Annotated in this window: 11 protein-coding genes; 7 read left to right on the top strand and 4 right to left on the bottom strand. The window is 52.4% G+C overall.

Annotated features, from left to right (window positions below; all coding sequences use genetic code 11):
- Positions 1 to 3: 3 nt before the first annotated feature.
- The 3 genes from C1N58_RS04315 (at position 4) to ompC (ending at position 5,019) form a co-directional block, all read left to right on the top strand.
- Positions 4 to 2,142, top strand: coding sequence for a type I secretion system permease/ATPase (locus C1N58_RS04315; RefSeq protein WP_039338184.1), 2,139 nt, complete (start codon positions 4 to 6; stop codon positions 2,140 to 2,142).
- Entirely contained in the window at positions 2,139 to 3,308 is a 1,170-nt protein-coding gene (locus C1N58_RS04320) for an HlyD family efflux transporter periplasmic adaptor subunit (protein WP_033740600.1), read from the top strand. The genes C1N58_RS04315 and C1N58_RS04320 overlap by 4 nt, the downstream gene beginning before the upstream one ends.
- A gap of 583 nt (positions 3,309 to 3,891) precedes the next feature.
- Positions 3,892 to 5,019 (top strand): porin OmpC, encoded by a 1,128-nt coding sequence (gene ompC / locus C1N58_RS04325; protein ID WP_006119981.1) that lies wholly within the window; start codon positions 3,892 to 3,894, stop codon positions 5,017 to 5,019.
- A gap of 31 nt (positions 5,020 to 5,050) precedes the next feature.
- Here ompC and C1N58_RS04330 read toward each other — a convergent pair whose 3' ends face one another.
- Both C1N58_RS04330 and C1N58_RS04335 read right to left on the bottom strand, forming a co-directional pair.
- Positions 5,051 to 5,206 carry a hypothetical protein gene (locus tag C1N58_RS04330; RefSeq protein ID WP_394564626.1) on the bottom strand — a complete coding sequence of 52 codons (156 nt, stop codon included), beginning with the start codon at positions 5,204 to 5,206 and terminating at the stop codon, positions 5,051 to 5,053.
- A 147-nt stretch (positions 5,207 to 5,353) separates the two neighbouring features.
- Positions 5,354 to 5,467 (bottom strand): hypothetical protein, encoded by a 114-nt coding sequence (locus tag C1N58_RS04335; RefSeq protein ID WP_006119983.1) that lies wholly within the window; start codon positions 5,465 to 5,467, stop codon positions 5,354 to 5,356.
- Between the two features lie 145 nt (positions 5,468 to 5,612).
- Between C1N58_RS04335 and apbE the strand changes: the two genes are divergently transcribed.
- The 3 genes from apbE (at position 5,613) to C1N58_RS04350 (ending at position 9,046) form a co-directional block, all read left to right on the top strand.
- Positions 5,613 to 6,653: an FAD:protein FMN transferase ApbE gene (gene apbE, locus C1N58_RS04340; RefSeq protein ID WP_033740598.1), complete on the top strand. Its 1,041-nt coding sequence runs from the start codon at positions 5,613 to 5,615 to the stop codon at positions 6,651 to 6,653.
- 13 nt (positions 6,654 to 6,666) lie between these two features.
- Positions 6,667 to 7,308 carry a DNA oxidative demethylase AlkB gene (gene alkB / locus C1N58_RS04345; protein ID WP_039338180.1) on the top strand — a complete coding sequence of 214 codons (642 nt, stop codon included), beginning with the start codon at positions 6,667 to 6,669 and terminating at the stop codon, positions 7,306 to 7,308.
- An 85-nt stretch (positions 7,309 to 7,393) separates the two neighbouring features.
- On the top strand, positions 7,394 to 9,046 hold the full coding sequence (locus C1N58_RS04350) for a multidrug ABC transporter permease/ATP-binding protein (RefSeq protein WP_394564627.1): 1,653 nt from the start codon (positions 7,394 to 7,396) through the stop codon (positions 9,044 to 9,046).
- Positions 9,047 to 9,208: 162 nt separating this feature from the next.
- On the opposite strand, the gene C1N58_RS04355 is transcribed toward C1N58_RS04350, so the two are convergent.
- On the bottom strand, positions 9,209 to 9,412 hold the full coding sequence (locus tag C1N58_RS04355; RefSeq protein WP_006119987.1) for a hypothetical protein: 204 nt from the start codon (positions 9,410 to 9,412) through the stop codon (positions 9,209 to 9,211).
- 253 nt (positions 9,413 to 9,665) lie between these two features.
- Positions 9,666 to 10,919: a mechanosensitive ion channel family protein gene (locus C1N58_RS04360; protein ID WP_262959300.1), complete on the bottom strand. Its 1,254-nt coding sequence runs from the start codon at positions 10,917 to 10,919 to the stop codon at positions 9,666 to 9,668.
- 606 nt (positions 10,920 to 11,525) lie between these two features.
- Between C1N58_RS04360 and C1N58_RS04365 the strand changes: the two genes are divergently transcribed.
- Positions 11,526 to 12,929, top strand: coding sequence for a glycoside-pentoside-hexuronide (GPH):cation symporter (locus C1N58_RS04365; protein ID WP_394564628.1), 1,404 nt, complete (start codon positions 11,526 to 11,528; stop codon positions 12,927 to 12,929).
- The last annotated feature ends 7 nt before the right edge of the window (positions 12,930 to 12,936 follow it).

A 12,936-nucleotide genomic window follows, 5' to 3' on the forward strand; every position in this document is an offset into this window, starting at 1 on the left:
ATAATGAGTGTACAAAACCTGAAGACGGAAAACTGGATTGCCGCGATGTTGCGTGTGGCGGCGCGTTTCGGCAAGCCTGCCGATGGCAAAACGCTGCGTCAGCAGATGCGCTGGTTCGAACATCTCCCTGCTGAACAGCAACTTGAACGGCTTTGCGGTTTGCTCGGCCTGCACCTGACCATGGTGTCCCCCAACAAACTGCGCTGGCGCCAGGACATCACGCCTGTCGTGCTGGTTATGGAAAACCATAGCGTGGCGGTGCTGGAAGGCATTGATGGGGAGGGAAGCGCACGTTACTGGCTCAGCGAAGGCGGTGACGTGATTCGCGAAGGTGAGCTGGCGGGCCTGCTTTCGCGTACACAAGGAGATGTGGGCGTTATTGGCGTTGCCGCTCGTGGGCGGGATGCCCGCATTGATGAGTTTGTTCAGCCCTATGAGCCGCACTGGTTCTGGAAAAACTTTCGGGGCATGGGCCGCCGTATTGCTGAGATTTCCCTGGCATCGATCATCAGTAATGTTCTGGCGCTGGCCGGGATTCTGTTTTCCATGCAGGTCTACGACAGGGTCATTCCTGCGCAGTCCGAAGCTACGTTGTGGGTGCTGTTTGTGGGCGTGCTGATTGCCGCCGCCATTGAATATTTGATTCGTCTGATGCGCACGCAGGTATCCGATCTGATGGGGAAACGCATTGACCTGAAAGTCTCTGCCATGCTGTTTGCCCGGGCGATGAATATTCGTAACGAATCCCGACCTAAATCAACCGGCTCTTTTATCTCGCAACTGCGCGAGATCGATCAGGTGCGCGAGTTACTGACCTCCACGACCGTCGGCGCGGCGGCAGATTTACCTTTTGTCATTCTCTTCCTGTTTATTATGTCGTTTATTGGCGGCTGGCTGGTCCTGATTCCGCTGGCCGCCATTCCCCTCATTATTATCCCAGGCCTGCTGGTACAGTTTCCTATGGCCCGGCTGGCGAAAGCCGGCTTACGTGAAGGGGCACTGCGTAATGCGGTGCTGGTCGAGACCATCGAAGGCATTGAAGACATCAAGGCATTGCAGGCAGAGCCGTATTTTCAACGCCAGTGGGAGCAAACGCATGAGGTCAGTGCGTCAATCGGTAATCAGCAACGCCTGTGGGGGGCCAGACTCACGGGCTGGGCATCGACCGTGCAGCAGCTGACCTATGCGGGCATGCTGGTCTTTGGGGTCTATTTGGTGCTGGACGCACAAATCACGACCGGGACGCTGGTCGCCTGTAGCCTGCTTTCCTCGCGCACCATCGCGCCACTGATGCAACTCACCATGGTCTTTTCCCGCTGGCAGCATGCGAAAACCGCAATGAAAGGGCTGGATGAGCTACTGAAAAAACCACTCGATAAACCTGAGACCGCGACATTGGCCCACTGTCCGACGCTGACCGGGCACTATGAATTGCGCAACGTGCATTACACCTATGATGAAGAGAACGAAAAGAACGTACTCAACGTGCAGCAGTTAACCATCAGGCCCGGTGAAAAAATCGCCATTCTGGGCAAGGTCGGTGCAGGTAAATCCACCCTGCTGAAAATTCTGGCCGGTCAGGCACAGGCCACGCAGGGGAAAGTGCTGGTCGATGGCGTGGATATGGCGCAAATCGACCCCACGGATCTCCGCCGTCAGCTCGGCTGGCTTTCTCATGATTCGCGACTGTTCTTCGGCACGTTACGCCAGAATCTGCTGCTGGGGAATCCACACGCCAGTGAACAGGAGATGCTGCAGGCGCTGCGTATCAGCGGTGCGTTGTCGCTGGTTCAGCAGGATGCGGCCAGTCTGGATCGCATTATTAATGAAGGTGGCCGTGGGCTGTCGGGCGGACAGCGCCAGATGATTATGCTCAGCCGGATGATTCTGCGCCAGCCACAGGTTGTGCTGCTGGATGAACCCACCGCCTCAATGGATGAGCAACTTGAAGATCATGTGATCCGCCAGATGCAGAGCTGGATTAGTGGACGAACGTTAATCCTGGTCACGCACCGTCCCGCACTGTTGAAGATGGTTGATCGTATCGTGGTGATGGAAAACGGCCGCATCATTGCGGACGGGACAAAAGAGCAGATTCTGCGGCGCGCGACCGCGGATGCCGGTCAGGGAGGGGCAGCATGAGCATCGTCATGTTAGATAAAGATTTGGCCAAACATGAGCGACGCACATCCACCATCATCTGGTTGTGCACCGCCGCGCTGGTGCTTTTTCTGATCTGGGCGCATTTCGCCATTCTTGATGAAGTCACGGTCGGCACCGGAAAAGTGACGCCGTCAACCCGTGCGCAGGTAATTGACAGTCTGGACGGCGGCATTGTGAAGCAGCTTAACGTGCATGAGGGCGATATCGTCGAAAAAGGCCAGATTCTGGCCACTCTGGATCCCACCCGTTTTCAGTCTAACTTTGGTGAAGTGCAGGCACGGGTGAGGACGCTGCGCGCTTCGTCTGAGCGACTGAGCGCAGAGCTGTCTGGTACACCACTCACCTTCAGCGCAGAGACGCTAAAAGAGCCGCAACTGGTGGCGCGTGAGAAGCAGTTGTACGAATCACGTCGCCGTAACCTGACAGAGACGATCAGCAACCTGCAACAGTCTTTACGGCTGGTTCAGGATGAGCTGCGTTTAACGGAACCGCTGGTGGCGAAGGGCGCCGCAGGGCAGGTGGAAGTCATTCGCCTGCGCCGTCAGGTCAGCGATCTGCGCGGTAAAATTGATGAGGCACGTAACGATTATCTGGTCCGTGCCCATGAAGAGCAGGTAAAAAACAATGCGGAACTGGATGCCCAACTGCAGGTTGCCGCAGGCAAAGAAGACCTGCTGACGCGTGCCACGCTCACTTCACCCGTTCGGGGTATCGTGAAGGATATCCAGGTCACCACGGTCGGTGGTGTGCTCGAACCGGGCGGTAAGATGATGGAAATCGTGCCGCTGGAAGATCAACTGCTAATCGAAACCCGTATCAATCCTCGTGATATCGCCTATATTCGGCCCGGCCTGCCAGCCGTGGTGAAAGTGACCGCCTATGACTCTTCCATCTACGGTGACCTGCCGGGCGTGGTGGAAACGGTCTCGCCAGATACCTTGCAGGATGAGGTTAAGCGCGATCAGTTTTATTACCGTGTTTATGTCCGCACACAAAAAGCGGAGCTGACAAACCGGGCCGGACGACGCTTTCCCATTGTGCCGGGCATGGTGGCGAATGTAGAGATCAAGACAGGGCAGAAATCTGTCATGGATTATTTGCTTAAGCCGTTGAATAAGGTCAAAGAATCGATGCGTGAACGTTAATAAGGCGTGGAACCGGACCGGTAACCTAGCTGGTTTCGGTCCGTGATAAAATACAGGGGAAACTTTGTAAGAGGCGCGGGTTAATTTGGCGAGGGCGAAGCGGCATAAGTGACGAATAATTCAGCACTTAGCGGTGCTATTTTCTGCACAGCTGACCAGACACTGAACAGCAGGCAAAAAAAAGCCGGGCAATATGCCCGGCGCTTAATTAGCATTTAAGAAATCATTCGGGGGTGAATGAAGATAAGAAATAAATGATGATAGCGGGTGTAATTATAGGGATTATGGGAAAGATGTTTTATCATTGAGTGCTTAGGAATATTCCCAATAAAATCATAGGAATAACTATTATAAAGTAAGGGATTATCAATTTGTGCTTTATTTTTTATCACTCCGTGCGGCTAATTAGTTCCGTAATATTCATATCCTGAAATAAATTTTACAGTTAAAGAAACACTTTCTGAAATTTCGTATCATTTTAGCGATGGATTATTACGCTTGTTGAAATAACAATGGGCCTTCAACCGATTTATCATCGGTCAGCAGTGGCAAATATAAAAGGCACATAACAGAGGGTAATAAAATGAAGCGTCACATTCTCTCCCTGGCGATCCCTGCTTTACTCGCAGCGGCAGGATCGGCAAATGCGGCTGAAATCTATAATAAAGACGGCAATAAATTAGATTTATTTGGCAAGGTAGACGGCCTGCACTATTTCTCGGACAACGACAGTAGCAATGGCGATCAGTCGTATGTGCGTTTTGGCTTCAAGGGTGAAACCCAGGTTACCGATCAACTGAGCGGCTACGGCCAGTGGGAATACCAGGCCGCGCTCAACAATTCAGAAGCCCAGGGAACAGCTGACAGCTATACCCGTGTTGGCTTTGCCGGGTTAAAATTCGGCGATGCGGGCTCATTCGACTATGGCCGTAACTACGGTGTCGCTTACGACATTGGCGCGTGGACAGACGTGCTGCCTGAATTCGGTGGCGATACCTATGGCGCGGATAACTTTATGTTCCAGCGCGGTAACGGCATGGCAACCTACCGTAACAACGGCTTCTTCGGACTGGTCGATGGCTGGAACTTTGCGGTTCAGTATCAAGGCAAGAACGATAACCCCACTGAAACGTCAGGCGGTCGTGATGTGTTGGGTGAGAACGGCGACGGCTGGGGCCTGAGCACCACGTACGATCTGGGATCGGGCTTCGGCATCGGTGCCGCGACCTTCCAGTCCGATCGTACTAATAACCAAAATGGTAATGCGCCAGGCATTCTGGGACGCGGTGATAAAGCTGCAGCCTATACCGGTGGCCTGAAATACGATGCCAACAATATTTACCTGGCCGCGATGTACACGCGCGCCTATAACGCCATCAGCTTTGGCGACAGCACCAGCGGCAACCAGGCGAACACCGCTTACGGATACGCCGATAAAGCCGACAACTGGGAACTGGTGGCGCAGTACCAGTTTGATTTCGGTCTGCGTCCGTCTCTGGCGTACATCAACTCACGCGGTACTGATGTCCAGAACTGGGGCAAACAAAATCTGAAGAAATACGTCGACGTAGGGGCGACTTACTACTTCAACAAAAACATGTCGACCTATGTTGATTATAAAATCAACCTGCTGGACGATAATGACTTTACCAAAGCGGCCGGTATCAATACCGACGATGTGGTGGGCGTAGGACTGGTTTACCAGTTCTGATAAAAGCAGGGAGCGCTATGCGCTCCCTGCGTTATTCCTCACCCACCGAGGCTGGCGGATGGTTTTCGTCTGACGGCACAAGAACGCTGCCGTATCTCGCCCCTTCAAACGCCACACCTGACAAGGTAAACGCGGCGTAACTCAACCAGCGTTGTAACGCCGTCATTCCGATTTCTGGCTTTTCCATCCTCTCTCTCCCGGTAATGCAGATAGCATTACACGTGCAGGATTCATGCCAGTCCGACCGCTCTCATAGCCACGGACATCTCGCCCGTTTTGCTACAATGGCCGGCGATTCAGGGGAAGAGAATGACCTTTGATGGTGCAGACGTGATCAACGACGGCGCAGATAAGTCGTAACCATGTGGCGGTGACGGCGTTGTTGCCAGGTTTTATAACTGCCAATAACGAACAGGCCCAGCGCAACGGCAAGGATTATATAAATCATCTGTTGCTCCTTATGCTTACGCCCTCAGTATTGAGGAGAACGATCCAGTCTGTGCGACTCACTCAGCTTTATCAACCAGTTTTAATTTAATTTACTTAATGTTTATGCTTTGAAGCAGGCATAAAACGCCCGTTATGGATGAATAATGATGAGAAGTAAGATTAATCTGCTGTTAGTGGCGGCGGTCCTGCTGGTAGCAGGATGTGATCATCCCGCATCAAAAACCAAAGACGGAATGGTGCTGGAAGGGAAAACGATGGGAACGGTGTGGCGGGTGAGCCTGGCGGGCGTGGATGAAACGCGTAAAGCCGATCTGCAGCAGCGCATTCAGCAACAACTGGATGCCGACGATGCCGAACTTTCAACCTGGAAGGCTACCTCCGTGCTCTCTCGCTTTAATCAGAGCCGCGCCACCACGCCGCAGCCGGTGAGTGAAAACATGGCTGATATTGTGACGATGGCTTTACGTATCGGTAAAAAAACAGCAGGCGCCATGGATATTACGGTGGGACCGCTGGTTAATTTATGGGGGTTTGGGCCGGATAAACAGCCCGTGCATATTCCCGATGATCAACAGATTGCTGCGGCCAGAGCGTTGACCGGCTTACAGCATTTGCGCGTCATACAGGGCAGCAACGGACAATGGCTGCAGAAAGATCTGCCAGGCTTGTATGTCGACCTCTCCACTATGGGCGAAGGATTTGCCACCGATCATCTGGCTCGCCTGATGGAGCAGGAAGGCATCAATAACTATCTGGTGTCGGTCGGGGGAGCCGTTTTATCCCGCGGAATGAACGCGCAGAACCAGCCGTGGCGGGTTGCGATTCAAAAACCGACCGACAGAGAAAATGCGGTTCAGGCCAGAGTCGATCTGCAGGGCCATGGGATCAGTACGTCGGGGAGCTATCGCAACTATTATGAACTGGACGGCAAACGCCTCTCCCACATTATTGATCCGGCCACAGGCCGGCCTGTCGATCACAAGCTGGTTTCGGCAACCGTGATTGCCACGACCGCGATGGAAGCCGACGGCTGGGATACCGGGCTTATGGTGCTAGGCACAGAAAAAGCCAAAGCGCTGGCTCTGAAAGAGAAGCTGGCGGTGTACCTGATTACGAAGGAAGGGGACAAATTTGTGAGCTGGATGTCGCCACAATTTACCGCTTTCATTATTCCATCTGACTGACAGAGAGAAACGCATGCTGGATCTGTTTAGTGACGCTTCACCCTGGCAGGAACCGCTGGCGGACGGCGCCGTGATATTGCGGCGACGTGCCCGCGATCAGGCCGACGCACTGTATGAGGCGATCATGACGATTGCGAAGAGCAATCCGTTTGAACACCGTATTACGCCGGGAGGACACCGCATGTCCGTCGCCATGACCAACTGTGGTGATTTTGGCTGGTCCACGGATGCGCGCGGCTACCGTTACAGTGAGCAGGACAGCACACATCAACGCCAGTGGCCTGCGATGCCGGAGACGTTCCGGCTACTGGCCCGTCAGGCGGCAGAAGAGGCGGGCTTTCCGGCGTTTAACCCGGATGCCTGCCTCATCAACCGCTATGAACCTGGGGCAAAACTGACTTTGCATCAGGATAAAGACGAGAAAGATCTGCGTCAGCCGATCGTTTCTGTGTCGCTGGGGTTGCCTGCTGTATTTCAGTTTGGTGGTTTTGAACGCAGCGATCAGGCGCAGCGGGTGCTACTTGAACACGGCGATGTGGTGGTCTGGGGCGGCCCGTCTCGCCTGCGTTACCATGGAATATTGCCGCTGAAAGCCGGTATTCATCCGCTGACTGGCGCGTTCCGCTATAACCTGACATTTCGCCGGGCGTTTTAACGTGCGCAAGTTAGTGCGAATAACTATTGCTATCATTTGCCATCACTTTACACTGCAGGCTCAGTGGATTGCCGGGTAAGGTTTTATGGCGTTGTTACAGGTTGTTTTTAATCAGTATCGCTGGCCGTTTATTGGTGTGATTTTGCTCACCCTGCTGAGTGCGGCATTGGGATTAGGCATGATTGCGTTTATTAACAGCCAGATGATTGTTGCGGTGAATACCTCGCTAAGCGTGTTGCCGGCTTTTCTGGCTCAGGTCGCGCTGCTGATGGCGGTGACCCTGGCCTCACAGCTGTCGCTGACCTGGCTGGGGCATCAGTTTGTCTGGCGGCTGCGCGGCGAATTTATCAAACGTATTCTGGATACGCGCGTGGAGCGCATTGAGCAAACAGGCAGTGCGCAACTGCTGGCAGGATTAACCAGCGATATCCGGGCCATTACCCTTGCGTTTGTGCGTCTGCCGGAGCTGATTCAGGGCATCATTATCACGCTGGGTTCAGCGCTCTATCTTGCCTGGCTGTCGCCGAAAATGTTGCTGGTGACCAGCGGCTGGCTGGCTGTGACGTTGGTGGGCGGCTGGATGCTAGTTTCCCGGGTTTATCAGCACATGGCGAAACTGCGTGAAGTTGAAGACAACCTTTACCGTGACTACCAGACGGTGATTGAAGGACGTAAAGAGCTGCAGCTTAACCGCGCGCGTGCCCGACTGATTTATGACACGGTTTATCAGCAGGATGCCCGCGCTTACCGGCACCACATTGTGCGCGCCGATACTTTCCACCTCAGTGCCGTCAACTGGTCCAATATCATGACGCTGGGTGCTATCGGCATGGTCTTTTTCATGGCAAACAGTCTGGGCTGGGCGAATACGGCTGTCGCAGCAACGTTTTCCCTGACGCTGCTGTTTCTGCGCACGCCGCTGCTGTCGGCGGTAGGGGCCTTGCCGACATTGCTCAGCGCGCAGGTGGCCTTTCGCAAACTCGCGCTGTTTGAACTTGCACCTTATCAACCTGATTTTCCTGTCCCCGCAGCAACAACTCCGTGGCAAACGCTTGAGTTGCGCGACGTCACCTTTCATTACGGTGAAAACGGGTTTCGGGTGGGGCCGGTCAACCTGACGCTTCGTCGTGGCGAACTGGTGTTTTTGATTGGCGGTAACGGCAGCGGTAAGTCGACGCTGGCGATGCTGCTGACAGGTCTGTATCAGCCCCAGTCCGGTTGTCTGGTGATCGACGGTCAGCCGGTCGATGCTGGCGACCGGGATGCCTGGCGGCAGCATTTTTCAGCCGTTTTTACCGATGTGCACCTGTTTGATCGCCTGATTAACAGTCAGGGCGAACCGGCTTCGCCTGCCCGCGTCCAGCTATGGCTTGAAAAGCTAAAAATGCAGGACAAGCTGAAGGTTGAGGGGAATAAGATACTTAATCTGCAACTGTCGAAAGGGCAGAGCAAAAGGCTGGCGTTACTGTTGGCGGTGGCGGAACAACGCGACGTCTTGCTGCTGGATGAGTGGGCCGCCGATCAGGACCCGCATTTCCGCCGGGTGTTTTACCGCGAACTGCTGCCTGCGTTGCAGGCGGCGGGCAAGACCGTCTTTGCAATAAGCCATGATGATCACTACTTCATTCATGCCGATCGTCTGCTGGAGATGCGCGATGGCAGGCTGTATGAGTTAACCGACAGTGAGCGCGAGCGGGCCACGCAGGATGCGATAAAGCTTACCGATACCGGCTTGTAGACGCGTGGCAGCCGTTGCCGGCGCATCGACGATTAACGGAAATAAGACAAAAGATAAAGCCGCTCAAATCAGCGGCTTTTCAATGTTGGGTTGGCGTTTTCAGCTTCCACTCAGGCCTGACAGTGCCAGAGCCAACAACGGTGGGTTGGTCGCTTGAGATAATCAATCATTGGGTGGGATGGCAAAGTTTTTCAGTGACACGACAAAGTGGTGTTGGCCTTTACTGATGCGCGCACCGCGATCGCACCACTGACTTGCCAGACGGAAGAAATCGTCACAACCGATGTCGTATGCCAGCTCCACCTTACTGATGCCTGAATGCAGTAAGTCTTCTGCATCCTTCAGGTTCTTAGCTTTGATGACCATATCTGTATCCTCGATTTCAGGAAGAAACAGAATAAGTTATTTTTATTACAAAATTGTTTCAATTTCATGAATGGCTGTCATATTTGCCCGTTTTGTGAAGCCACAAACACTTTGCATGTCACGTTAACCCAATGACTTTTTTCCTGAATCTCCCTTTCAGGCCTTTTTCTGGCAATCCAGAGGGAAACCGCCTCAGCGTGGCCCGACTCACTATCCGCTCACTGCCATGCTATCTGTTCTGCGTTTTCCGCTTTCACGGTTGGGGTTCACTTTCTGCTGCTTGCCGGACAGGCCCCTGCGACAGAAAACTGAGATCGCTGCCGGACGGGCGCTGATAAATACGTAATGAAAAAACGTTAGCGATGGCATAAATATATTCAAAGATTGCCGACTGCGTATTTTCATAGTCCACCCAGAGTACGGAGGAGGTAAAGCAGTAGATCTCAATCGGTAACCCTTCGGCTGACGGTTTCAGCGATCTCACCACGATATACATGTCTTTGTGGATATCCTCCCGCTGTGTCAGCCAGGCAGTAAGATAGTGACGAAAGACCATCAGGTTAGTCATGCCGTTTTCAACAAACCAACGGTCACCGACCGCGCTCAGTTCCCGACCATCCATCAGCTTTGACAGTTGTTCGCTGATGCCGCGGACCTGGACCATCGGCTCCAGCATGGCATGATCTACAAAGCGTATTGACGTTTGATCAAGGTAAAAACTCCGCATAATGCGTCGTGCCCCGGAGGAAAACATTGCCTGCCAGTTGGTGTACGTTTCGGTCAGAAAGGTTTTTGTGGGCACACGCGAAAGTGTATTGTCCCAGTTACGAATGGTGATGGTGTGCAGCGCGATATCAATGACCTCGCCACTGATATTATTCGCGGGCAGCTCAATCCAGTCGCCAAGCTGTAGCACGTCATTCGATGAGAGCTGAATATTCGCCACCAGTGATAACAAGGTGTGCTGAAAGACCAGCATCAGAACCGCTGCCACGGCACCCAGACTGGAGATGATAATGGCTGGCGACTTATTCGACATAATGGCCAGGATCATTATCGCAGAGATAATGTGGACCAGAATCTTACCGACCTGAATATAGCCCTTGATTGAATGATTTTTACGTTTTGATTTTTTGACATAGGAGATGTTCACAATCTCCAGTACTTCATTAAAAAACAGCGACAGATAAACCATAAATAAAATGCCGCAAATGGTTTTTATGGCGATTAACAGGTGCTCGGGCAGGTCCGGCATAAACTGCAACAGGAAGTAGACCGTGATGACCGGAATAAAATTGGATAGTTTTTCAGACAATCTGACATCTTTATCCAGCGGCACCTGATTCTTGTGACTGCTGAAGAACACTTTACGCACCACTCTGACCACAAAAAATTTGCATATCAGATGGGCTACCAGGCCCGCGACAATCAACACCAGGAGGTTAACAGCAATAGAAAGGGCGGGTTTATTCTCGATAAAGTGTTGTATGTCGTTCAAATAATTCATGTTAATCGTAAGCCTGGAAATGTTGCTGGTATTCAACCACAAACCTGTTGATGGCGATAAGCGTAGCGTGCGCCTGCTCTTCGCGCGACCGCGGTTAAATAAATGTTGTTTGTACCTGAATGTAAGCCGCGCGGCACGGGCCGTCAGCCCGGAGGTGGTGACCGTGCTGTTGTTGACGTGCGTGGCTATCTGTTCCAGCGCGGGTCGTTAACCGCGATGTTTTGTCGATGCATCGCATTGTCTCATGAAGGTGAGTGCGGGTAACGCGCGGAGGTCTCCATCGCAGCAAACCGCATTGCAGATAAAGCCAGGGGAGAGGCGAATCAGAGAAGGAATAATATCGTCGGCGTTTTTCTCCTTTGCACAGGGAAGGTGATTAGCGTCGGGTTTTATACTTGCAGAAAATTAAATTTTTGATGGTGACTGACGCGTATTAACCAGGCTGCTGTCGGTTTTATCCCAGGCGAGATGATGGCTGAATATATGCCCATATACGCTGAATACATGGAATATATGGTTATTATTTTGCTTATGAGAGCGTTATCGTAGGTTAAAAACACCTCTAAAACATATGCTTATCGCCACCTCTTTTCAGGAAGGTGGAAAATGAAAACGCACATAACGTCAACCATTCATGCCGATTACACTGTTCAGTCAGACCGCTCGGGTCGTGTAGGCTTTATTGAGAAGGCCGGATTTGGGGCCGGTGATGCAGCCTGTAATATGTTGTTCAACCCGATAACCCTGTTCCTCTCATTTTTTTATACGGATATATTTGGTCTGGCACCGGGCGTGGTGGCGACCATCTTTCTTGTTGTCCGTTTTGCAGATGCGATTTTTGATCCTTTTTATGGCGCCTGGATTGATAAAACCACCACACGCTGGGGGCGCTTTCGTCCATGGATCATTGGCTTCGCCGTACCGTTTGCGATGAGTTGTATGGTGATGTTTTACACGCCCGATTTGCAGGGCAATGCAAAGATCCTGTATGCGTTTATTACCTATCTGATTTTGTCACTGCTGTATTCCGGTGTGAATATTCCGTACTGCTCGCTAGGTGGTGTTATCACCACCAATGCGCAGGAGCGGGTGTCCTGTCAGCAGTTTCGTTTTATGGGCGCTGGCTTTGCCAGCTTATTCTGTACTCTGACATTGTTGCCGATGGTGGCTTTCTTCGGTAACGGCAACCGGCAAATGGGCTTCTTTTGGGTCATTACGATTTTTGCCGTGATTTCCCTGTTCCTGTTTGTCTTTTGCGTGGCTACGACACGGGAGCGCGTTATCCCCAAAAGCAACGCTGGGGATTCCATCTTTAACATTATCCGGCAAATCATGAAAAACGATCAGTGGGTCGTCTGTGTCTTTGCCATGTTCCTGGATTGTATTCCGTCGTTTGTGCGCGGGGCCGCGTGTATTTATTTTGCCAAATACGTGATGGGGCTAAACGATTATTATGCCACGCTATTTCTGAGCACCGGGATTGTCGCCGGGATTCTGGGTTCCTATATCACACCGTATTTCACCAACCGCTGGTGCAAAGTCACCGTTTACCAGGCATGCAAAGCTATCGCGCTGATGATGTCTGTCGGGTTCTTTTTTCTGCCCGCGCAGAGTGTGCTGGTGGTCTTTGTCTGGTTCTTTGTTCTGTCAGTGATTCATCAAATTGGCGCGCCCATTCTGTGGTCGTTTATCGGCGATGTGGATGACTATGGCGACTGGAAAACGGGTAAACGTCTGTCCGGCATCTGTGCCTCCGGTAACCTTTTTTCACTCAAAATTGCGCTGGCCGTCAGTGGCGCGATGGTGGGGGCAGTGCTGTCGGTTACCGGTTATCAGGCCAATGTCGCCATTCAAAAAGCTAGCGCGATTGCGGGTATTTATACGCTGATGGTCTGGATTCCGGTCGTGGGTTATCTGCTTTCTGTGTGGCTGGTCCGCACGCGCTACATACTGACCACGGCCAAAATGAAAACCATCGAAGACGACCTGTTATCGACGCATCCTGAGTGAGCCTCTG

The sequence above is a fragment of the Pantoea sp. SGAir0180 genome (genome assembly GCF_043546245.1).